Genomic DNA, 23,368 nt, shown 5'->3' with positions numbered 1-23,368 from the left:
AGAAGGAGCAACGCCGGGACGCGGCGCTATTTCCTGTTGCGATCCACTCGCAAGGAAATAGCGCCCGATCGCCGCCTCAGCGCATGACGGGCAACGTCACCTTGCTGCCGGTGCACACCCGCTGGGTCGCCTTCACAAAATCTTCCGGCTTCGCCTTGTAGATGTTGGGCACGAACTTCTGCGGGTTCCGGTCGATCACCGGGAACCAGCTCGACTGCACCTGCACCATGATGCGGTGCCCCGCCTTGAACACATGGTCATGGTCGCGCAGCGGCACGTCCCAGGCGCGCACCTGGTTCGGGACCAGCGGCTTGGCCGTCGACCAGTCGTCGAGCCAGCGCCCGCGCCGGACCTCCATCGCGATCGGCAGGCGATAGCCGTTGAGCGATTTGCCGTAGTTGCCCATCTGCGCCGGAGACGGCGTGGGTTCGGCGTCATCGGGATAGACGTCGATCAGCTTGACCACCATGTCGCTGTCGGTGCCGGAGGTGGAGGCCATCAGCGTCGCCGCCACATCGCCCGTCACCGTCAGATCCTTTTCGAGCGGCGCACTGGTCCAGCTGAGCACATCCGGCCGGTTCTCGACGAAACGCTGGTCGGCCGCCTCCCACCACCGCCATTCGAGCGAGGGGTAGGTGGGCGAGATCGGCCGCTCGCGGAAGGGCACCGGGTTGGCGGGATCGGACACGAACTCGCGACACTGGCCGGCGTCGCCCGCACCGTCGAACGACAGCGAGCCATCTGCGCGCAGGTAGAGCGCGGTCGCGGTTGCGCCGGGTGCGGGCCATTTGTGATAGCTCTTCCACGTCCAGCTGCCCGACTGGAACATCTTTGCCTCGAACCCCGGCTTCGGCCCCTTGCCGTGCAGCCAGTAGCGGAAGAACGGCGCCTCGATGTCGCGACGGAAATCGGTACCGCTGGTGCCGGGGATCGGAAAATGGCCCATGTCGCTTGCCGCCTGGCGCCAGCTGCCGTGCGCCCAGGGGCCGCCCACGATCATGTTGTTGTTGGCCGGATCATCGGCCTCCATCTTTTCATAGATCTTCCAGCTGCCGAGCGGGTCCTCCTGGTCCCAGAAGCCGGCCACATGCAGCGTCGGCACGGTCGAGCGGCCCAGCCGGTCGGTCCAGTGCTGGCCCTTCCAGAAACTGTCATAGTCCGGGTGCTCGATCATCTGCGTCAGCTGCGGCACGCTGCCCTTGAAGTGGCGCTTGTCGAGGTTCTCGATCGGCCCGAGCTCCAGGAACCATTCGTAGCTGTCATAGGCGCCGGTTTCAAAGCTCTCGCCCTGCTTGTTGTTCTGGAGCGGGTAGAGCCAGTCGGTCGCATAGGAGAGCCGCATCGCGCCGTAGCGATGCAGGTCGTCGTTGATCCACCAGTCGTTCCACGCAGCCTGGGGGCTGACGGCCTTGAGCGCAGGATGCGGACGCGCGAGCGCGACGGCGGCCGCATAACCGGGGTAGGACACGCCCATCATGCCGACCCGCCCGTTGTTGGCGGGCACGTTCTTCACCAGCCAGTCGATCGTGTCATAGGCGTCGGTCGCCTCGTCCACGCCCTGTGCCCCTTGCGGCTGGAGCGCCATCGACATGGTGAACGTGCCTTCGCTTTCGAACCGGCCGCGCATGTTCTGGTGCACGAGGATGTAGCCGTCCGGCTCCATGAACTCGAGGCTGCGCTCCCGGCCGACCGCGCTGGCAGGCGGCACACCATAGGGCGAGCGCTGGAGCAGGATCGGCAGCGGACCCTGCTTGTCGAGCGGCCGGCGGATCACCGTCTGCAGGCGGGTGCCGTCGCGCATCGGCACCATCACCTGGCTGTAGCTGTAGCGCGCCTCGGGAGCGGCAGGTGCCGCCTGCTGCGGCCGGGCGCCTGCCAGAGATCCCGCGCTGGCACCCGCCAGCAGCAATGCCATTCCCGTCAGCGCCCGTCCCAGCATCATCGTTCTTCCCCTTCATTCCGGCGTAGTATTCAAGCAACACACCCAGCCGTCAATGCCGCCTCCGCCACGCACCAGCAAAGGCCGGACGCAGGACCAGGCTGTTGAGGTCGAGCAGCACATGGGCGAGCATCGCCAGCCACAGGGTGCCGCTGTAGAGATAGAGTGCGGCAAACAGCCCGCCGACCAGCGTCGTGGCGGCCATGCCGGCAAGCCGTTGGTAGCCATGCGCCAGCCCGAACAGCAGCGTCGCGACACCGAAGCCGGCAAGGGCGCTGCCGCTCACCTGGGCGACGAGCAGAGGCAGCAGCAGCCGGAAGAAGAGCTCCTCCACGATCCCGGCCGTGATCGCGACCGCAGCGCCCCAGCGTAGCTCGGTGCGGGAACGCGGCAGCAACCCGCCGACGTGGCCGATGTGGAGGTCGCCGCGGCCCCGCCGGCGACGCCAGGCGGCGATCAGCAGGCCGACGCTGGCACCGCCTGCAAGCGCGCCTGCCACTGCCGCGGCGAGCAGACCGGTGTCCGCCGGAACGCCCTGCCCGACCAACGCGGTACGCACGGCGAGGGCGAGCGGCACGAACGCGTCCGGGAGCCGCTGCAGGGTGTCGAGCTGCCCGAGAAGCGCCAGCACCAAGAGCGGAACCGCGCCGAACAGCAGCCACGCCCGTGCGGTCCAGCGTCGCAGCCGCTGCACGCGGGAGCGGCCTGCCCCTGGGCCGCGCCAGCGCCGCAGCAGCGCCGCACCCTTCAGGAACCAGACGTAGCTCGCGAGTGCCAGCGCGAGCAGCGCCAGGGTCATGCGCCGATGCGGTGCTCGCCCTTGACCCAGCGCACCGTGCCGGAGCTGGCGCGCATCACCACGCTTTCGGTGGTCATCTTGCCGCGCATGCGCTTGACGCCAGCGAGCAGCGACCCGTCCGTGACGCCCGTCGCGGCGAAGATGCAGTCGCCGCGCGCCAGCTCGGTCAGGTCATACTGCTTGTCGAGGTCGGTCACGCCCCACTTGGCGGCCCGCGCGCGCTCGTCGTCGTTGCGGAACAGCAGCCGGCCCTTGAACTGGCCGCCGACACAACGCAGCGCCGCACAGGCGAGCACGCCCTCCGGTGCGCCGCCGGTCCCCATGTAGACGTCGATCGTGGTGTCGGGATCGGTGGTCGCGATCACGCCGGCCACGTCGCCGTCGCCGATCAGCACCACGCCGCAGCCGATCGCGCGCAGCTCCGCGATCAGCGCCTCGTGGCGCGGGCGGTCGAGCACGCAGGCGATGATCTCGTGCGGCTGCACGCCCTTGGCCGCGGCGATCGCCTCGACGTTCTCGGTCGGCGTCTTGTCCAGGTCGATGACGCCGGCGGGATAGCCCGGGCCGACGGCGATCTTGTCCATGTAGACGTCGGGCGCGTTCAGCAGCCCACCCTCCTCGGCGATCGCCAGCACCGCCAGGCTGTTCGGCCCAGCCTTGGCGCAGATGGTGGTGCCTTCCAGCGGATCGAGCGCGATGTCGATCGCAGGACCCCGGCCGGTGCCGACCTTTTCCCCGATGAACAGCATCGGCGCCTCGTCGCGCTCGCCCTCGCCGATCACGACGGTGCCGTCCATGTCGAGGCCGTTGAGCGCTTCGCGCATCGCCTCGACCGCGGCGGCATCCGCCGCCTTCTCGTCGCCACGTCCCACCAGGGTGGAGGCGGCGATGGCGGCGGCTTCGGTCACACGGACCATCTCCAGCACGAGGACGCGATCAAGAACCTGGCTGGCGGTCTGCATGGCTGTGCTTCTGCTCCGTATGATGATGGGCCGGCGATAGGGAAGGCGCGCCCGCTTGTCGAGCGAAGGCGCTGGCGTTTCGCGTCGGATCCTGCACACTCGGGCGGTTCCGATTCGCGCGTGCCCCCGGGAGGTGCCGATGCCGTTCGATCTGCTGCTGGTGGTGATGGCGCAACAGGCGAACGTGGACGCCGCAATGGCGCAATATCGGGAAGCGACACGGGCCGAGTACCGGTGCGAGGCAGATGCGGAATCGGGCGAAATCGTCGTGTGCGCCCTGCGCGACGCCGACGAGTACCGCGTGCCGATCCTGGAACCGACGCCGGGGGACCCGCGCATCATCGACGCGATCGGGGAACGCGAGCGGCTGGTGAAGATGCCGCATCTCGCCTGCGGGCTAGCCGCCTCCTACGAAGGGTGCGGCATGATCGGCGCGACGGCGACCGCGAACAGCCGAGGCGTCGGCGTGTCGAAGCCGCGGCCGATCGCACCCTGAGTTAGAAGCGGGCGGGCCGCAGCCGGATGGGGATCGGCGCGCCCAACCGCTGCCAGCCGCGTTCTGCCAACAGGCGGTTGCTCTCCACCGGCTTGCGTCCGGCGTCACGATCCAGCGACCAGGTAATGTGATAGGTGCTGCCGTCGCTCCGGGCGGTGCTGCCGCCGATCGCGACGACCAGCGCCTGCAGCCCTTCTCCGTCGTCGGCCCAGCCGACCACCTCGCCCGCCTCTTCGGTCGGCAGGGGCGTCCCTGGGCCGGTTCCGGAACGTAAGGTGACATGGTCCGCGACCGTGTCCGGCCAGCGCGGCGGGAACCGCGCCAGCAGTGCTGCGCGTTCGCTCGCGTCCAGCTTCCATCCGACGACCGTTCCGCCGCCAGTGCCCCGCTCCGGCTGTGCCATTTCTCGCCTCCGTGCGTTGTTCGACCAATTGAGCGCGCCGCAGGTCCGCGCGTTCCATGCGCCCGAGGAGAGCACCATGGCCAAACAGAGCAAGGCCCAGAAGGACACGATGGAACGGGTCCTGCACGAGTTCAAGGAAGGCGAGCTGGAGTCCGGCTCGGGACGCAAGGTGAAGAGCCGCAAGCAGGCGGTTGCGATCGCCCTGAGCGAGGCGGGCGCGTCCAACCAGCAGAGCCCTTCCGAGAACAAGCGCCGCCTCGCCCAGACCAAGCGGCGCGAGCGCAGCAGCGGCGGGAATGGCGGTCGAGATGGCCCCACCAAGGCAGAGCTGTACGAAAAGGCGAAGAAGCAGGACGTCCCCGGTCGTTCCAAGATGAGCAAGGCGCAGCTGGAGAAAGCCGTCGGCTGAGCATTCTCCTGCGCCGCACGCACGACCCCGGAACCCGCCTCCCCCTCGGCCGTTCGCGGAGCGAAGGAGCCACACATGACCGATCGCCCAATGCCACCGCAGCCCGAACAGCAGCAATCGCCCCCCGGCACCACGGCAGCAATGAACCCGCGGCCGGACCATGGCGAGCATAGCTACCGCGGCTCCGGGCGCCTGGCGGGGCGCCGCGCGATCATCACCGGCGGCGACAGCGGCATCGGCCGCGCGGTGGCGATCGCCTTCGCCCGCGAAGGGGCCGACGTGCTGATCTCCTACCTCAACGAAGACGAAGATGCGCGCGAAACGGCACGCCTGGTGGAGGAAGCCGGACGCAAGGCCGTGCTGGTGCCGGGCGATATCGGCGACGCGGCGCACTGCCGCGCGATCGTGGACAAGGCCGTGGAAGCCTTCGGCGGGCTCGACATCCTGGTCAACAACGCCGCTCACCAGATGACGTTCGATGCGATCACCGACATCCCGGACGAGGAGTGGGACAAGACCTTCCGCACCAACATCCACGCGATGTTCTATCTGACCAAGGCCGCCGTGCCGCACATGCAGCCGGGTTCGGCGATCATCAACACCACCTCGGTCAACGCCGACACGCCCAAGCCGACGCTGCTCGCCTACGCCACCACCAAGGGTGCGATCCAGAACTTCACCGGCGGGCTCTCGCAGCTCCTGGCGGAAAAGGGCATCCGGGCGAACTGCGTCGCCCCCGGCCCGATCTGGACGCCGCTGATTCCGTCCACGATGCCGCCGGAGCAGGTCGAGAACTTCGGCAAGGACGTGCCGATGGGCCGCGCCGGCCAGCCCGCGGAGCTTGCACCCGTCTACGTGATGCTCGCCAGCGACGAAGCCAGCTACGTGTCCGGTGCGACGGTGGCGGTGACGGGCGGCAAGCCGATCCTGTAACCCCTTTCGCAAGCGCAACGACTGCGGCAACAATTCCGGCACATGCCGGACCTGGGAGAGTGAAGTTGAACGATCGAGAGCACCGTATCCGCGAGCGCGCCCATGCGATGTGGCTGGAGGAAGGTCAGCCCGAAGGCGAGCATGCGCGCCACTGGGACGCCGCCTGCCGCGAGATCGACGCTCAGGCCGCGGCCTCGACGGATAGCGAAGTGACGCCGGCACCAAAGAAGGCGCGCGCGTCGCGGAGCACCGCGCCCAAGACGACGCCGGCCGCCCAGGCCGCGACGGCGGGTGAAGGCGTCGCAGCCGTCGCGGAGGCGCCCAAGGCGAAGCGAGCGGCCGCCCCGAAGAAGGCGGCAAGCACCCCCGCCAAGCGCAAATCGGGCAGCGCCAAAGCCTGATCGCCAGGCGTGCCGCCCGGGAAGCGGCACGCGCGCAAAACCCCTCGACGGGATCGCCCGCCGGCCTGCCGCAAATCCTTGCGGCGGGGGCGGAACGATGCGCCCCCGCCGATGTTGAGTGCAGGTTCCCGTGATGGAGGTCACTTTTGCCGCAGTTCGTCTCCCGCCTCCTCTCGATCACCGCCTTTCCTCTTCCTGAGCGCATGCTGACCGATGCCGCTGCCGCCGGTTTCGACGGCGTGCTGTGGCGCGCCGAGGCGCCGGTGCTCGGGGAAGCGGAGCTGGTGCCGCCCGCACTCCCGGGAGCCTGCGCAGAGGCGGGGCTCGCCCTGCTGGTCGCGCTGCCCCTCGACCGCGCGCCGATCGATCACCCGCTGCTCGCCAGCCACCCGGAAGCATTTGCGATCCGGCGCGCCAGCGCTGGCGGCGGCCCCGTGGATCCCCGCCAGCCTGCACAGGCGACCGGCGAGGCGCGCGCGCGGCTGCGTACGCCCGAGGCCGCGGCGCTGCTGCGTCCGGTGCTGGTGGAGCGGCTCTCCGCCCTCCTCGATGCGGGGGTTGCGGGCTTCCGGCTGCTTGGGGCGGATCGCATCCCGCCGGAAACGCTGATCGGGCTGATCTCGGCCGTACGCGAACGGCATCCCGACGCGCGCTTCATCAGCGGAGCTCCGGACCTATCGCGGCCGCAGGTACGCGCGCTCGCGTCGGCAGGGCTCACCGCGATCACCTCTTCCTATGCGTGGTGGGACCTTCGTGCACCGTGGCTGGTGGAGGAGTATGAGGAACTGCGAGGCCAGGCGCCGCTCCTGGCGGAGGTCTCGGCGCCGACCAGCGGAGATGCGGACGCGCCATCGGCCCTCGCACGGACGCTCGCGATGGCGGCCGCAAGCGCCAACGGCATCATCGTGCCGGCCGACCTATTCGCAGGCAGCCCCGATCTGGCGCAGGCCGTGCGCCATGCACTGGAAGTCGCGCAGGCCGCCGAACGCTTCAATGGCGAGATGCGGGCGCTGACCGGGCCGCAGGCCCCTGTCGGCGTGCTGCTGCGCGCGGATGCGAGCGACGTGCGCGAGGCGTCCGAAGCGCTGCTGATATTCGTGAATCGCAGCGACACGCCGCAGTCGCTGCCCTCCCCGGCACTGGTGCGCGAATATATGGGCTCCGCGTTCGAGGGCTTCTCCGTCCTCGGCGCGGAGGGTGAGGTCGGCACGCAGCTTGCCGGAGGCGAAGTGCGACTGGTCGCCGCGCGGCGTGCGTCGCCGATCCGCATCGCGGTGGCGCCCGAGGCGGCCAGCGCCGCTGCCGCCTCCCCACGGCTGGTGGTCGAGGACCTCCACCCGCGCGTCGACGGCGGCGCCTTCCCGGTCAAGCGGGTGGTCGGCGAGGAAGTGCCGGTCGAGGCGACGGTGTTCACCGATGGGCACGAGCAACTCGCGGTCGAGCTGCACTGGCGCGCGGTGGACGAGGCGAAGTGGCGCGTCGCGCGCATGACGCAGCTGCCGAACGACCTGTGGCGCGGCAGCTTCGCCCTCGAACGGCTCGGCCGCTACGAATATGCGGTCGAGGGCTGGCTGGACCGCTTCGGCGGCTTCCGGCGCGACTTCACGAAGAAGCTCGACGCCGGCGTCGCCCAGCCGGTCGACCATGCTGAGGGCCGGGCACTGGTGGCCGAGGCGATGGCACGGTCGCAGGGCGAGGCACGGTCCACGCTGTCGGACTGGCACGCCCGACTGGAAGCGGCCGGCGACGGCGCGGACAGCGCCTCGCTGCTGCTCTCGCCCGAACTTGCCGCGCTGATGGATGCGGCCGACGACCGTCCGCACCGGCTGCGTTCGGAGCCGCAGATCGTCGATGCCGAACGACTGACCGCGCGCTTCTCCAGCTGGTACGAGCTGTTCCCGCGCTCGCAGACCCAGGATGCCAGCCGCCACGGCACCTTCGACGACGTGATCGCGCGGTTGCCGGCGGTGCGCGACATGGGGTTCGACACGCTCTATTTTCCGCCGATCCACCCGATCGGGCGCACGCATCGCAAGGGCCCGAACAACACGCTGACGGCGGGGCCGGACGATCCCGGCAGCCCCTATGCGATCGGCAGCGTTGAGGGCGGCCACGACGCGATTCACCCGCAGCTGGGCACGCCTGAGGATTTCGCCCGGCTGGTGGAGGCGGCGCGCGCGCACGGGCTGGAGATCGCGCTCGACTTCGCGATCCAGGCTTCGCCCGACCATCCGTGGCTCACCGAGCATCCCGGCTGGTTCGCCTGGCGGCCCGACGGGTCGATGAAATACGCCGAGAACCCGCCCAAAAAGTATCAGGACATCGTCAACGTCGACTTCTACGGGCCCGACGCGGTGCCGGGGCTGTGGACGGCGCTGCGCGACGTGATCCTCCTGTGGGTCGAGCGCGGCGTGAAGACCTTCCGCGTCGACAATCCGCACACCAAGCCGCTGCCCTTCTGGGAATGGATGATCGGTGAGGTGCGGGCCGAGCATCCGGACGTCATCTTCCTGGCGGAGGCGTTCACGCGCCCGTCGATGATGTACCGGCTCGGCAAGATCGGCTTCTCGCAGAGCTATACCTATTTCACCTGGCGCGACGACAAGCAGGGGCTGATCGACTATGTCACCGAGCTGACGACGACCGCGCCCAAGGAGTTCTACCGGCCGCACTTCTTCGTCAACACGCCGGACATCAACCCGGTGTTCCTCCAGACCTCGGGCCGGCCGGGCTTCCGCATCCGCGCGGTGCTGGCGGCGACGCTGTCGGGGCTGTTCGGCGTCTATTCCGGCTTCGAGCTGTGCGAGGCGGCACCGGTGCCGGGCAAGGAAGAGTATCTCGATTCCGAAAAGTACATCGTCAAGCCGCGCAACTGGCAGGCGCCAGACAACATCATCGGCGACATCACGCTGCTGAACCGCCTGCGCCGTGCGCATCCGGCGTTGCAGACGCACCTCAACACCCGCTTCCTGCCCGCGCACAACGACCGGGTGATCTTCTACGCCAAGCCTGCGCCGGACGGCAGCGAGATGCTGCTGGTGATGGTGAGCCTGGACCCGCACCACGGACAGGACGCCGCGTTCGAGATCCCGCTGTGGGAGTTCGGCATTCCGGACGACGGCAGCGTCGCGGTGGAGGACCTCGCCGCCGGCCACCGCTTCCGCTGGCACGGCAAGCACCAGCACATCCGCCTCGACCCCGACCAGCCCTATCGCATCTGGCGCATCGCCCCCGGAGACTTCGCATGACCGCCGCAGCCGCCCACGACCAGGATCCGCTGTGGTACAAGGACGCGGTCATCTATCAGTTGCACGTGAAGTCGTTCTTCGATGCCAACAATGACGGCATCGGCGACTTCAAGGGGCTGATGTCGAAGCTCGACTATCTGGCGGACCTGGGCGTCAACACGCTGTGGCTGCTGCCCTTCTATCCGTCGCCCCGGCGCGACGACGGCTATGACATCGCCGAATATCGCGACGTCAGCCCCGATTACGGCACGATGGACGACGCGCGCGACTTCATCGCCGCGGCGCACGAGCGCGGCATGCGCGTCATCACCGAGCTGGTGATCAACCACACCTCGGACCAGCACCCCTGGTTCCAGCGCGCGCGCCATGCGCCCAAGGGATCGCCCGAGCGCGACTGGTACGTGTGGTCGGACGACGACAAGATCTATTCGGGCACCCGGATCATCTTCCTCGATACGGAAAAGTCGAACTGGACCTGGGACGAGGTCGCCGGGCAATATTTCTGGCACCGCTTCTACAGCCACCAGCCCGACCTGAACTTCGACAATCCCGAGGTGCTGAAGGAAGTGCTGTCGGTGATGCACTTCTGGCTCGACCTGGGCGTGGACGGGCTGCGGCTCGACGCAATCCCGTACCTGATCGAGCGCGACGGCACCTCGAACGAGAATCTGCCCGAGACTCACGACGTCCTGAAGAAGATCCGCGCCGATCTCGACGCGCACTATCCCGACCGGATGCTGCTGGCCGAAGCGAACATGTGGCCGGAGGACACGCAGCAGTATTTCGGCGAGGATGGCGACGAATGCCACATGGCGTTCCACTTCCCGCTGATGCCGCGCATGTACATGGCGGTGGCGCAGGAGGATCGCTTCCCGATCACCGACATCATGCGCCAGACGCCGGAGATCCCGGAAAACTGCCAATGGGCGATCTTTCTGCGCAATCATGACGAGCTGACGCTCGAAATGGTGACCGATGCCGAGCGCGATTACCTGTGGAACACCTATGCCGCCGACCGGCGCGCACGCATCAACCTCGGCATCCGCCGCCGCCTCGCGCCGCTGATGGAGCGCGACCGGCGCCGGGTCGAGCTGATGAACGCGCTGCTGCTGACCATGCCGGGCACGCCCGTGCTTTATTACGGCGACGAGATCGGCATGGGCGACAACATCCATCTGGGCGACCGCGACGGCGTGCGAACGCCCATGCAATGGTCGCCGGACCGCAACGGCGGCTTCTCGCGCGCAGACCCGCCCGCGCTTGCGCTGCCGGCGATCATGGACCCGCTCTACGGATACCAGGCGGTGAACGTGGAGGCGCAGGAGCGCGACCGCCATTCGCTGCTCAACTGGATCAAGCGCATGCTGGCCGTGCGCCGCGAATATCAGGCGTTCGGGCGCGGTACCCAGCGCTTCCTGCGTCCCGCCAACCGCAAGATCCTGGCGTACCTGCGCGAGCATGAGGACGACACCATCCTGTGCGTCGCGAACCTCGGCCGCACGGCGCAGGCGGTGGAGCTCGACCTGCACGAGTTCGAAGGCCGCACGCCCGTCGAACTGCTCGGCAGCACGCCCTTCCCCAAGATCGGCCAGCTTCCCTATCTGCTGACGCTGCCGCCCTATGGCTTTCTGTGGTTCCGCCTCGCCTCCGACGAGAGCGGGCCGAGCTGGGCAAGCGGTGCGCCGGCGAGCGAGATCGAGCGCTACACCTTCGTGCTGCGGCCGGAGCTGGCCGACATTGCGCTGGGCGCCAACCGCGGCGTACTCGAGAAGGACCTGCTGCCGACCTATCTGACCCAGCGCCGCTGGTTCGGGGCGAAGGACGAGACGATCGCGTCGGTCCATCTGGTCCGTTCGACGCCGATGCCGGCGGCTGAGGACCTGCTGCTCGGCGAGATCGAGGTCTCAACCGACAGCGGCACCGCCACCTACATGCTGCCGCTCGGCATCGCCTGGGAGGGCGAGAACACCGGGCCGTTCGCGTCGAACCTCGCGCTGGCGCGGGTGCGTCGCGGCCGCACGGTCGGCTTGTTGACCGACGGCTTCGCACTGGAAGGCTTCGGCCGCTCGGTGGTGCAGGCGCTCCACGACAACACGGTGGTCTCGCTCGCAGACGGCGGCGAGCTGCGCTTCATCGCGTTCGACGGCTTCGACCTGGAGCCGGACGCCGCGCCCGAATGGCTGGCGGCCGAACAGTCGAACAGCACGCTGGTGCTGGGACAGCGGGCCGTGCTGAAGCTGCTGCGCAAGGTGGCACCTGGCATCCATCCGGACGTGGAGATGGTGCGCTATCTCTCCGGCCACGGCTTTGCCAACGTGCCGCCGATGCTCGGCACCGTGACCCGGGTGGAGGACGATCGCGAGACGCTGGTGATGCTGGCGCAGGCGTTCGTCTACAACCAGGGCGACGGCTGGCAATGGACGCTGGGCGTGCTGGAGCGCCTCGCCACCGACGAGGATGCGAGCTTCTCCAACTACCGCAACTTCGCCACCAACTTCGGACGACGGCTTGCCGAAATGCATGCCGTGCTCGCGAAGGACAGCGATGACGACGCTTTTGCGCCCGAGCCGATGAGCGCGGCGGAGGCCGACCGACTGGGCGGCCGAGTGGCCGGGCAGCTCGACCGCGCGCTGCTGATGCTGGAGGGCGTGTCGCTCGGCAGCGAGGAGGCCGATGCGGCGCTCGCCCGCCTGGCGAAGCAGCGTGCCGCGCTGATGGAGCGCGTGGGCGCCGTCGCCCGCAGCGCCGAAGGACGCGCCCGCACGCGCATCCATGGCGACCTGCACCTGGGCCAGGTGCTGGTGACCGGCAGCGATGTGATGCTGATCGACTTCGAGGGCGAGCCCGCCAAGCCGCTTGCCGAGCGTCGTGCCAAGGACCTGGCCCTGCGCGATGTCGCCGGTGTGCTCCGCTCGTTCGACTATGCGGCGGCGGTGGCGGAGCGCAACCTGCCGTTCAGCGCCGAACGCGAGGAGGCGCGCGCCACGCGCCGCTATGCGCGCTTCGGCAGCTCCGCGATCGAGGCGTTCCTGGCGGGCTATGGCGAAGCGGCGGCGGAGAGCGGCGTGCTTCCCCATTCCGGTGCCGGCGACCCGCTGCTCGACCTCTTCCTGCTCGAAAAGGCGGCCTATGAGGTCGCCTACGAGGCGGCCAACCGGCCCGACTGGATCGCCGTGCCGGCGCTGGGCCTCGCCCGGGCCGCGGCCCGCCTGCTCAACGAGGATTTCGCATGACCGATACAGGCGCACTCGCAGGCGCGCTGCGCACTGGAACGCTGGACGACCCGTTCGCGCTGCTGGGCGTCCACCAGGAGGACGGCCGGCGGGTGGTTCGCAGCTACCAGCCGGGCGCGGACGCGGTCGCGCTGGTCGCGCGTGACGACGGCCGCTCCCTCGGCGAACTCCGCTGCGACAGCGGCCTGTGGACGGGCACGCTTGCCGAGGACGTGCCTTATCGCCTGGCCATCCGCTGGCCGGGCGGCTGGGTACAGGAGGTCGAGGACACCTATAGCTTCGGCCCGGTGCTCGGCGACCTCGACCTTCACCTGTTCAACGAGGGCCGCCACTGGGATCTGGCGCGTGTCTTCGGCGCGCAGCCGCGCACCGTCGCGGGCGTGGAGGGCGTCAGCTTCGTCGTTTGGGCCCCGAACGCGCGCCGCGTGTCGGTCATCGGCGACTTCAACGGCTGGGACGGCCGCCGCAACCCGATGCGCCGCCATCATGGCGCCGGCGTGTGGGAGCTGTTCATCCCCGGCATCGGCCCGGGCGCGCACTATAAGTACGAGATCCTCGGCGCCGACGGGCGCGCGGTGCAAAAGGCCGATCCGCTCGCCCGCCAGACGGAAGCGCCGCCGGCCACTGGCTCGATCGTCGCGCCGGCACCGGAGTATCGCTGGCACGATGCCGACTGGATGGCGGAGCGCGCGGCCCGACAGGCTCCAAACGCGCCGCTGTCGATCTACGAAGTGCATGCCGGCTCCTGGCTGCGGCCCGACGGCGACGCGCTTGGCACGCTCGATTGGCAGGGGCTGACCGAGCGGCTGATTCCCTATGTCGCGGACATGGGCTTCACCCATGTCGAGCTGCTGCCGATCATGGAGCATCCGTTCGGCGGCTCCTGGGGCTATCAGCCGCTGTCGCAGTTCGCGCCCTCCGCGCGCTTCGGCTCCCCGGAAGAGTTCGCGGGCTTCGTGGACGCCTGCCACCGCGCCGGCATCGGCGTCATCCTGGACTGGGTGCCCGCGCATTTTCCGACCGATGCGCACGGCCTCGCCCAGTTCGACGGGACGCACCTCTATGAGCATGCCGATCCGCGCGAGGGGTTCCACCAGGACTGGAACACGCTGATCTACAATCTCGGCCGGCGCGAGGTGGCGGGGTTCCTGCTCGCCTCGGCGCTGTGGTGGCTGGAGACGTTCCACATCGACGGCCTGCGCGTCGATGCGGTCGCCTCGATGCTCTACCGCGACTACAGCCGCAATGCCGGGGAATGGGTGCCCAACATCCACGGCGGGCGCGAGAATCTGGAGTCGGTCGAGTTCCTCAAGCGCATGAACACCCTGGTCGCGGAACGCTGCCCCGGCGCGATCACGCTGGCCGAGGAGTCCACCGCCTGGCCGGGCGTCACCGCCCCCGTCCACCAGGGGGGCCTGGGCTTCACCTACAAGTGGAACATGGGCTGGATGCACGACACGCTCCAGTACGTGGAGCGCGACCCGATGTATCGGCGCTGGCACCATGGCGAGCTGACCTTCGGCCTGGTGTACGCATTCTCCGAAAAGTTCGTGCTGCCGCTCAGCCATGACGAGGTGGTGCACGGCAAGGGATCGCTGCTGGGCAAGATGCCGGGCGACCGCTGGCGCCAGTTGGCGAACCTGCGGGCGTACTTCGGCTTCATGTGGACGCATCCGGGCAAGAAGCTGTTGTTCATGGGCGGCGAGCTTGCGCAGGACACCGAGTGGAACCACGACGCACAGGTGCGCTGGGACCTGCTCGACCGGCCCGAGCATGCCGCCATCCAGCGTCTCATACGCGACCTCAACACGCTCTACGCGGCCGAGCCCGCGCTCCATGCCCGCGACGCCGACCCGTCCGGGTTCGACTGGATCGTGGGCGACGACGCGGAGAACAGCGTCTTTGTCTATGCCCGCTACGGCGACGGGCGGGCCGCGCCCTGCGTGGTGCTGCTCAACATGACGCCCGAGCCGCGCCATGGCTACCGGATCGGCCTCCCGCGCGCCGGCCAGTGGCGCGAAGTGCTTAATAGTGATGCAGAAATTTACGGCGGCGGGAACATCGGCAACGGTGGAATGGTTACCGCCTCCGCGACGCCCCTGCACGGCCAGCCGGCCAGTGCGGACGTCGTGTTGCCCCCGCTCGCAGCGGTGGTGCTACGATTCGAAGGGGGTCCTCGTTGAACAGCCTACCCGACCGGCTCGAAGCCGGTTCGCCCTATCCGCTCGGCGCCACGTTTGACGGTCTGGGCGTCAACTTCGCCGTCTTCTCCGCCAACGCGGAGAAGATCGAGCTGTGCGTCTTCGAGCCGACCGGCCGGCGCGAGATCAAGCGCTATGAGCTGACCGAGTGGACCGACGAGGTCTGGCACGGCTATCTGCCCGAAGCGCGTCCTGGCCTCCTCTACGGCTACCGCGCCTACGGCCGCTATGCGCCCGAGGAAGGCCACCGGTTCAACCCCAACAAGCTGCTGCTGGACCCCTATGCCAAGCAGCTGCACGGCGAGGTCCGCTGGACCGACGCGCTCCACGGCTATCAGGTCCGCTCGCGGCGCGAAGACCTGAGCTTCGACCGGCGCGACAGCGCGCCCGCCATGCCCAAGGGCGTCGTGGTCGACACGCATTTCGACTGGTCCGGCGACATCCGTCCGAACACCCCCTGGTCGGACACGGTGATCTACGAGGCGCATGCCAAGGGACTGACCAAGCTGTTCGAAGAGGTCGCGCCCCAGGAACGCGGCACCTTTGCGGCGCTCAGCCACCCGCGGGTGATCGACCACCTCAAGCGGCTGGGCGTCACCGCCGTCGAGCTGATGCCGATCCATGCGTTCGTGCAGGACCGGTTCCTGCAGGAAAAGGGCCTGCGCAACTATTGGGGCTACAACACCCTCAGCTATTTCGCGCCTGAGCAGAGCTATTTCGCCGGCAACAGCCACAACGAGCTGCGCCTGGCGGTCCGTCGCCTCCATGCCGCCGGGCTCGAGGTGATCATGGACGTGGTCTACAACCACACCTGCGAAGGATCGGAGCGCGGCCCGACGCTCTCGTGGCGCGGGCTCGACAACGCGACCTATTATCGTCACGTCCAGGACAATCCGCGCTACACGATCAACGACACCGGAACGGGCAACACGCTCAACCTGGAAAAGGCGCGCGTCATCCAGATGGTGGCGGATTCGCTGCGCTACTGGGCGACCTCGTTCGGGATCGACGGCTTCCGCTTCGATCTCGGCCTGACGCTCGGCCGCGAGGAACATGGCTTCAACCCCGGCGCCGCCTTCTTCGACGTGATCCGCCAGGATCCGATCCTGGGCCGGCTGAAGCTGTCGACGGAGCCCTGGGACATCGGCCCCGGCGGCTACCAGCTCGGCAACTTCCCACCCAGCTTTGCCGAGTGGAACGACAAGTATCGCGACGGCGTGCGCAAATACTGGCGCGGCGATCCTTCAATGCGCGGCGAACTGGCAGCGCGCATCTCCGGATCGAGCGACCTGTTCGACCGTCGCGCGCGGCGCCCGTGGGCGAGTGTCAACGCGCTGGCGGTGCACGACGGCTTCACGCTCGCCGACACGGTCGCTTACGAGCAGCGCCACAACGAAGCGAATGGCGAGGACAATCGCGACGGCCACAGCGAGAACTACTCGCGCAACTGGGGCGTGGAAGGTCCGACCGACGATCCGGCGATCAACGATGCGCGCCAGCGGGTCATGCGCTCGATGCTCACGACCCTGTTCACCTCGCTCGGCACGCCGCTGCTGCTTTCCGGCGACGAGTTCGGGCGCAGCCAGGGGGGCAACAACAACGCCTATTGCCAGGACAATGAGATCGGCTGGGTGGACTGGAGCAAGCGCGACACGCCGGAGGGGCAGGCGCTGCTTGCGTTCACGTCGCGGCTGATCGCCCTGCGCCATCAGCACGAACTGCTGCGAGCGCCGAGCTTCCTCCATGCGGAGAAGCTGCCTGGCACCGACATCAACGACCTGGAATGGTGGGACGAGCAGGGCCAGCCGCTGAGCTCGGACGACTGGAACAATCCGGAAGGCCGTGCCCTGGTCATGCGCCGTGCGCGCCAGCTGGAGGACGGCCGGATCGAGGGGATGACGCTGTTGCTGAATGCGTCCGGCGATGCGATCACCTTCACCCTGCCCGCTCCCGACGTGCCGCGCACGGTGCTCGTGGACAGCGCCCGGCCGGACGAGGACGCGTTCGAGATCGGCAACGAATATGAGCTCGGCCCGCAGAGCGCGGCGCTGATCCACTGGGTCGCCGACATCGCCGAGCCGGAAGCACCGGCCGAAACGGAAGCCGCACCGGAGGAGCAGACCGCGTGAGCAGCTGGGGCGCGACGCCGGTCGCCGCCGACCGGACCCGGTTCCGCCTCTGGGCACCCGACCGGCCGGAGGTGACGCTGGAAATCGACGGAGGTCAGGCCGTCGCCATGACCCGCGACGAGGACGGCTGGTTCTCGGCCGAGGCGCCGGTCGGTGCCGGTGCCCGCTATCGCTTCCGCCTCGACGCGGACCTGGCGGTGCCCGATCCCGCCGCGCGTGCGCAGGCGGGCGGCGTGCACGGCTGGAGCGTGGTGGTCGACCCCGACGCCTATCACTGGACCACTTCCGACTGGGTCGGCCGCCCGTGGGAAGAGGCCGTCATCGAGGAAGTCCATGCGGGCATCCTCGGCGGCTTCGCAGGTGTAGCCGAACGACTTCCGGCGCTCGCCGACCTGGGCGTCACCGCGATCGAGTTGATGCCGGTCAACGCATTCGGCGGCACCCGCAACTGGGGCTATGACGGGGTGCTCCCCTATGCCCCGGCCGAGGCCTATGGATCCCCTGAGGAGCTGAAGGCGCTGGTCGATCGCGCCCATGCGCTCGGGCTGATGGTGTTCCTGGACGTGGTCTACAACCACTTCGGGCCGGACGGGAATTATCTCGGAGCCTATGCGGGCGGCTTCTTCCATACTGACGTGCACACCCCCTGGGGCGGCGCGGTAGCGGTGGATGCCGAGCCGGTGCACCGCTTCTTTGTCGACAATGCGCGCATGTGGCTGGAGGAGTATCGCGTCGACGGCCTTCGCTTCGACGCGGTCCACGCGATCGGCAACCCCGGCTTCCTGGACGCCATGGCGGCCGAGCTGCGCGCGGCGGTCGGCTCCGATCGCCACGTCCACCTCGTGCTGGAGAATGAAGAGAACGACGCCGAGCGTCTCGGCGCCGGTCGCTTCGATGCGCAGTGGAACGACGACTTCCACAATGTGCTGCACGTCCTGCTGACGGGCGAAAGCAGCGCCTATTACCAGGATTTCGCGGAGAAACCGGCCGAGCGGCTGGCGCGCTGCCTGGCGGAAGGCTTCATCTACCAGGGTGAGGGTTCGCCCAACCACGACGGCAAGCCGCGCGGCAGCAAGAGCGGTCACCTGCCGCCGACTGCCTTCGTGTCGTTCCTTCAGAACCATGACCAGGTCGGCAACCGCGCGATGGGCGAGCGGCTGACGCAGCTTGCCGACGCCGACAAGCTGCGCGCCGCGACCGCGCTGCTGCTGCTGGGCCCGCAGATCCCGCTGCTGTTCATGGGTGACAGCGAGGGCAGCCGGGCGCCGTTCCTGTTCTTCACCGACTTCCACGACGAGCTCGCCGATGCGGTGCGCGAGGGCCGGCGCAAGGAATTCGCGAAGTTCGAGGCCTTTGCCGATCCGGAAGCGCGCGAGCGCATCCCCGATCCCAACGCCCGCAGCACCTTCGACCAGTCGCGTCCGGAGCCCGGACCGGAGGCCGCCGCGTGGCGCGCGCTCTACGGCGAACTGCTGGGACTCCGCCACACTCACATCGTGCCGCGACTGAAGGGCACCAAGAGCCTGGGCGCCGAGGCGATCGGCGAAGCGGCGGTGGTCGCGCGTTGGCGAATGGGCCACGGTGCGACGCTGACCATCGCGCTCAACCTGGGCGACACGCCGGTTTCCTTCCCCGAGTTCGCACAGCCGCTGTTCGCGCAGGGCGAACCCGGCGCGCCCGCAAGCGTCGCCGTCTGGGTGGAGGCATGAGCCCGCTCCACAGCCTCGCAACCGAAGCGGGGCTGCTGATCGACTGGGAGGACGCCGCCGGCGACCCGCAGCGCGTGTCCGACGCAGCGCTGGCGGCCGTGCTCGACGCGCTCGGGCTGCCCGCGAACAGCTCTGCCGAGATCACCGAAAGCCGCAAGCACCTTGCCGAGGACCAGGCGGCATCGTGCAGCTTCGTTTCGGCAGATGTGGGCAAGCCGGTGGCGCTGCCCGCTGGTTGCCTGCGCGAAGGGGCCGTTGAGCTCGTGACGGAGGCCGGCGATCGGCGTTCCGTCACCCTCACAAAGGACCGCTCCGGCCTAAGCCTGCCGGCGATCGACGTGCCCGGCTACTATCAGCTGGTGCAGGGCGACCGCACGATCCGTCTGGCGATCGCCCCGCGCCGCTGCTTCGGCGTGGCCGATGCGGCCGGCAGCAAGCGCCTGTGGGGAACCGCGGTGCAGATCGCGGGCCTGCGCGATCCGCGCCGTGCCTTTGGCGACTTCGGCACGCTGGCCGAGGCCGCGCGCGCCTTTGCGGGCAAGGGTGCCGACGCGTTGGCGATCAGCCCCGTCCATGCGCTGTTTCCCGCGGATGCCAGCCGCTACAGCCCCTATGCGCCGTCGAGCCGGCTGTTCCTCAACATCCTCTACGCCGATCCGGCGCTGGCTGGCGCGACCGTCGAGGAGCCTGCCTCCGCCGAGCTGATCGACTGGAGCGCCGCGATCCCTGCCCGGCTGCGCCAGCTGCGTGCCGCCTTTGCCGCCCGCAGCGACGCGGTGCGCGCCGAGGTAGCCGACTATGCGCCCAAGGGCGGGGACGAACTGCTGCGCCACGCCCGCTTCGACGCGCTCCACGCGCACTTCTTCCAGGAGAGCGGCGCGACGGGCTGGCAGGGTTGGCCGGCAGTCTTCCACGATCCTGCCGGCGATGCGGTCGCGCGCTTTGCGGCCGAGCATGCGGAGGAGGTCGACTTCTACCTCTTCTGCCAGTGGCTGGCGAAGCGCAGCCTGGACGCCGCCCAGCGCGCCGCGACCGATGGCGGCATGGCGCTAGGGCTGATCGCCGATCTCGCCGTGGGGATGGACGGCGGCGGCAGCCACGCCTGGAGCCGCCGCGACGACCTGCTCACCGGCCTGTCGCTCGGCGCGCCGCCCGACCTGCTCGGGCCGGAAGGGCAGAGCTGGGGCATCACCGGCTTTTCTCCGCGCGCGCTCCATCGGACCGGGTTCGAGCCGTACATCGCGACACTGCGCGCGGCGCTCGACCATGCCGGCGGCATCCGCATCGATCATGCGCTGGGCCTCCGCCGGCTGTGGGTGGTGCCCGAGGGCGCCTCGCCGCGCGACGGCGCCTATCTGACGATGCCGCTCGACGACATGCTGCGCGTGCTCGCGATCGAATCGCACCGCGCCCGCGCGGTGGTGATCGGCGAGGACCTGGGCACGGTCCCCGAAGGCTTCCGGCCGAAGATGGACGAGCGCGGCATGCTGGGCATGCGCGTGCTTCCGTTCGAGCGCGACGAGGACGGGTTCATCCCTGCAGACCGCTGGTCGCAGGAGGCCGCGGCAATGACCGGCACCCATGACCTGGCGACCGTCGCCGGTTGGTGGGTCGAGCGCGACATCGACTGGAACTGGCAGCTCGGCCGCACCCGGCCCGAGGCCGTCGAAGCCGACGAGCGCGCCACCCGCGCCGAGGAACGCACGCTGCTGTGGCAGGCGTTCACCGACGCGGGCGTCGCCGATGCGCCCGAGCTGTCGGCCGACGATTCGGCGCCCGCGGTGGACGCCGCCCTTGCCTTCGTCGCCAGTACGCCGTGCGAACTCGCGATCCTGCCGATCGAGGACCTGATCGGTGCCGAGGAACAGCCGAACCTGCCCGGCACGATCGACGAACACCCCAATTGGCGGCGGCGCATGCCGGCGCCCACCCCCGAGCTGCTCGACCGGCCCGACGTCGCCCGGCGCGTCGCCCGCATCAACGCCATGAGGAACGGATGACTCCGCGCGCCACCTACCGCTTCCAGTTCCACCGCGACTTTACCTTTGCCGATGCCGAGGCACTGGTCCCCTATCTCGACCGGCTGGGGGTGAGCCACGTCTACGCCTCGCCGATCACCACGGCGCGCTCGGGCTCGACCCACGGCTATGACGTGGTGGACCCGACCCGGATCAATCCCGAACTGGGCGGCGAGGAGGCGTTTCGGAAGCTCGTAAAGGCGCTGCGCGCGCGCGACATGGGCGTCATCATCGACATCGTGCCCAACCACATGGGCGTCGCCGGCAGCGAGAATGGCTGGTGGATGGACGTGCTCGCCCACGGGCAGGGCAGCGCCTATGCCCGCTTCTTCGACATCGACTGGCGCGAGCCGGTGCTGCTGCCGGTGCTCGGCACGCCCCTGTCGGAAGCGCTCGATCAGGGCGCGCTCACGATCGAGGTGGAGGACGGGAAGCGCTTCCTCTCCGCCTATGGCGAGCACCGCTTCCCGCTGCGCGGCGAAGACCAGGCGGGTAGCGCGACGACTGATCCGCAGGAGATCCGCGCGTTGCTGGAGCGCCAGCATTACCGGCTGGCCTCGTGGCGTACCGCCAACGACGCGCTCAACTGGCGGCGCTTCTTCACGGTGAGCGAACTCGCCGGGCTGCGTATCGAAGACCCCGAGGTGTTCGAGGCCGTCCACGCCCTCCCCTTGCGCCTCTATGCCGAGGGGCTGATCGATGGCGTCCGGGTGGACCATGTCGATGGGCTGACCGATCCCGCCGGCTATTGCCGCACCCTGCGTGCGCGCCTGGATGCCACGCCCCGGCCGACGGATGCCCCGCCGGGACCCGCCTATCTGGTGATCGAGAAGATCCTGGGCGCGGGCGAGCCCCTGTCGGACGACTGGGGTGTCGACGGCACCAGCGGCTATGACTTTATGGAGGAAGTGGCTGCCCTCCTCCACGCGCCGGAGGGCGAGGCCCCGCTCGACCGGCTGTGGGAGGAAATCAGCGGCCGCCCGGCAGACTTCGAGGCCGAGGAGCTCGAGGCACGGCGCCACATGCTCGCCTGGGCATTCGAAGGCCAGCTGACGCGGTGCGTCCAGGCGTTCACCGCGCTGGCCGCCTCCACGCCCGAGACCGAGGGACTCACCCGCGGCATGCTGCGCCGCGCGATCGAGCGCCTGCTCTGGGTGTTCCCCGTCTACCGCACCTACGGGACCGGAGACGCCGCGCCCGAGGGCGACGCCGAGATCCGCGAGATCGCGCGCAGCCGGGTCGCCGCCCACGTGCCGCCCGGCGAGGAGGCGGTGGTCGACCGCGTGCTGGAATGGCTCGCCGGCACAGGCCCGGGCGACACCGAACTCGCAGCGGAGGCGGTGCGCCGCTTTCAGCAGCTCTCCGCGCCGATCGCGGCCAAGGCGGTGGAGGACACCGCCTTCTACCGCTACGGCCGGCTGCTCTCGCGCAACGACGTCGGCTTCGACGCAACCCGCTTTTCCGCCAGCATCGCCGAGTTCCACGCCGATGCCGTCGGCCGGGCCGAGCGGTTCCCGCGCGGCATGCTCGCGACCGCCACCCACGACCACAAGCGCGGCGAGGACATGCGCGCCCGCCTCGCGGTGCTGAGCGAGCTGCCCGACACCTGGCGGGAGACGGTGCTGCGCTGGCACGCCCTGGCCGCTCCCTTTGCGGATGGCGTGGATCCGGGTGACGTCTACATGCTCTTCCAGACCCTGTTCGGCGCCTGGCCGGACGGCTTGGCGATCGACGACGCCGACGGCCTGATCGCCTTTGCCGACCGCGTCGTCGCCTGGCAGCAGAAGGCGCTTCGGGAGGCCAAGCTGCGATCCTCGTGGGAGGCTCCCAACGAGGCCTATGAGGGCGCGGCCGAAGGGCTGGTCCGGGCGCTGCTCGATCCGGGCAAGTCGGGCGACTTCCTCGCCGACCTTCAGGCATTCCTCGCCCGGACCGCGGCTCCGGCGCGCGCGAACTCGCTGGCGCAGGTAGCGCTGCGCTATACAGTCCCGGGCGTACCCGACTGCTATCAGGGCACCGAACTGCCCGACTATAGCCTGGTAGATCCCGATAACCGCCGTCCCGTGGACTATGAGCTGCGCGCGCAGCTGCTCGCCGATCCCACGCGGCAGGGTGCGGAGAAGCTTGCGCTGATCGCACGGCTCCTGGGATTGCGGCGCCAGCACCCGGCGCTGTTCGCCAGCGGCGACTATCGGCCGGTCGACGTTCGGGGTCCCCGCGCCGACCATGTCCTCGCCTTCACGAGGACGGCGGGCGAAGAGAGGCTGCTCGTGGTCGTGGCGCTGCGGACGGCAGAGGCCACCGCCGGCACCGAAACGCCGACACCCACTCGCGACTGGTGGGCCGATACCGTCCTGGACGGGCTTCCGGAGGGCGTCGAAACGCGCGTCGGCGCCCTGCTCTGCGACGAACCGACGGCGATCCTTATCATTCCGTAATGACAGCGGGAGACCGCGCGGTACAAGCTCCTTCCCTGCCCTTTGATACG

General features: G+C 69.2%; 15 protein-coding genes. 11 read left to right on the top strand and 4 right to left on the bottom strand.

From position 1 onward, the window contains the following. Positions 1-76: 76 nt before the first annotated feature. Genes VPH46_RS02790 through glpX form a run of 3 tightly spaced genes read right to left on the bottom strand, consistent with a single transcriptional unit; the run spans position 77 to position 3,700 of the window. A complete protein-coding gene (locus VPH46_RS02790) occupies positions 77-1,942 on the bottom strand; it encodes a CocE/NonD family hydrolase (protein ID WP_416608707.1) in 1,866 nt (621 codons plus the stop codon). Positions 1,943-1,991: 49 nt separating this feature from the next. Further along, the gene (locus VPH46_RS02785) at positions 1,992-2,738 is read right to left on the bottom strand and encodes a CPBP family intramembrane glutamic endopeptidase (RefSeq protein WP_416608704.1); all 747 of its coding nucleotides are present in this window, start codon (positions 2,736-2,738) and stop codon (positions 1,992-1,994) included. Next, on the bottom strand, positions 2,735-3,700 hold the full coding sequence (gene glpX, locus VPH46_RS02780) for a class II fructose-bisphosphatase (RefSeq protein ID WP_416608702.1): 966 nt from the start codon (positions 3,698-3,700) through the stop codon (positions 2,735-2,737). Before glpX ends, VPH46_RS02785 begins: the two co-directional genes overlap by 4 nt. Positions 3,701-3,839: 139 nt before the next feature. Here glpX and VPH46_RS02775 point away from each other — a divergent pair, with 139 nt between their 5' ends. Then, positions 3,840-4,196, top strand: a complete 357-nt coding sequence (locus tag VPH46_RS02775) for a hypothetical protein (RefSeq protein ID WP_125959147.1) — start codon at positions 3,840-3,842, stop codon at positions 4,194-4,196. Between the two features lies 1 nt (position 4,197). On the opposite strand, the gene VPH46_RS02770 is transcribed toward VPH46_RS02775, so the two are convergent. Continuing rightward, a complete protein-coding gene (locus tag VPH46_RS02770; RefSeq protein WP_416608699.1) occupies positions 4,198-4,599 on the bottom strand; it encodes a hypothetical protein in 402 nt (133 codons plus the stop codon). Between the two features lie 76 nt (positions 4,600-4,675). Here VPH46_RS02770 and VPH46_RS02765 point away from each other — a divergent pair, with 76 nt between their 5' ends. The 10 genes from VPH46_RS02765 (at position 4,676) to treY (ending at position 23,318) form a co-directional block, all read left to right on the top strand. Further along, a complete protein-coding gene (locus VPH46_RS02765) occupies positions 4,676-5,008 on the top strand; it encodes a DUF6496 domain-containing protein (protein WP_239435052.1) in 333 nt (110 codons plus the stop codon). Between the two features lie 75 nt (positions 5,009-5,083). Further along, complete coding sequence (locus VPH46_RS02760; protein ID WP_416608697.1) at positions 5,084-5,941, top strand: SDR family oxidoreductase; 858 nt, start codon at positions 5,084-5,086, stop codon at positions 5,939-5,941. A gap of 65 nt (positions 5,942-6,006) precedes the next feature. Next, the gene (locus VPH46_RS02755) at positions 6,007-6,342 is read left to right on the top strand and encodes a DUF2934 domain-containing protein (protein WP_416608695.1); all 336 of its coding nucleotides are present in this window, start codon (positions 6,007-6,009) and stop codon (positions 6,340-6,342) included. 146 nt (positions 6,343-6,488) lie between these two features. Next, positions 6,489-9,590 (top strand): maltotransferase domain-containing protein, encoded by a 3,102-nt coding sequence (locus tag VPH46_RS02750; protein WP_416608693.1) that lies wholly within the window; start codon positions 6,489-6,491, stop codon positions 9,588-9,590. Continuing rightward, positions 9,587-12,823: a maltose alpha-D-glucosyltransferase gene (treS, locus tag VPH46_RS02745; protein WP_416608691.1), complete on the top strand. Its 3,237-nt coding sequence runs from the start codon at positions 9,587-9,589 to the stop codon at positions 12,821-12,823. Before VPH46_RS02750 ends, treS begins: the two co-directional genes overlap by 4 nt. Beyond that, a complete protein-coding gene (glgB, locus tag VPH46_RS02740) occupies positions 12,820-15,006 on the top strand; it encodes a 1,4-alpha-glucan branching protein GlgB (protein WP_416608689.1) in 2,187 nt (728 codons plus the stop codon). The genes treS and glgB overlap by 4 nt, the downstream gene beginning before the upstream one ends. Continuing rightward, positions 15,003-17,153: a glycogen debranching protein GlgX gene (gene glgX, locus VPH46_RS02735; RefSeq protein ID WP_416608688.1), complete on the top strand. Its 2,151-nt coding sequence runs from the start codon at positions 15,003-15,005 to the stop codon at positions 17,151-17,153. The genes glgB and glgX overlap by 4 nt, the downstream gene beginning before the upstream one ends. Further along, positions 17,150-18,862, top strand: coding sequence for a malto-oligosyltrehalose trehalohydrolase (gene treZ / locus VPH46_RS02730; RefSeq protein ID WP_416608686.1), 1,713 nt, complete (start codon positions 17,150-17,152; stop codon positions 18,860-18,862). Before glgX ends, treZ begins: the two co-directional genes overlap by 4 nt. Next, positions 18,859-20,862: a 4-alpha-glucanotransferase gene (malQ, locus tag VPH46_RS02725; RefSeq protein WP_416608684.1), complete on the top strand. Its 2,004-nt coding sequence runs from the start codon at positions 18,859-18,861 to the stop codon at positions 20,860-20,862. Before treZ ends, malQ begins: the two co-directional genes overlap by 4 nt. Further along, positions 20,859-23,318 carry a malto-oligosyltrehalose synthase gene (treY, locus tag VPH46_RS02720; protein WP_416608682.1) on the top strand — a complete coding sequence of 820 codons (2,460 nt, stop codon included), beginning with the start codon at positions 20,859-20,861 and terminating at the stop codon, positions 23,316-23,318. The genes malQ and treY overlap by 4 nt, the downstream gene beginning before the upstream one ends. Positions 23,319-23,368 lie beyond the last annotated feature (50 nt).

Source organism: Sphingomonas sp. MJ1 (PH-R8) (assembly GCF_048058635.1).
GTDB lineage: Bacteria > Pseudomonadota > Alphaproteobacteria > Sphingomonadales > Sphingomonadaceae > Sphingomonas.
The sequence above is the reverse complement of the archived record's forward strand: the minus strand, read 5'-3'. Positions and strand labels throughout refer to the sequence as shown.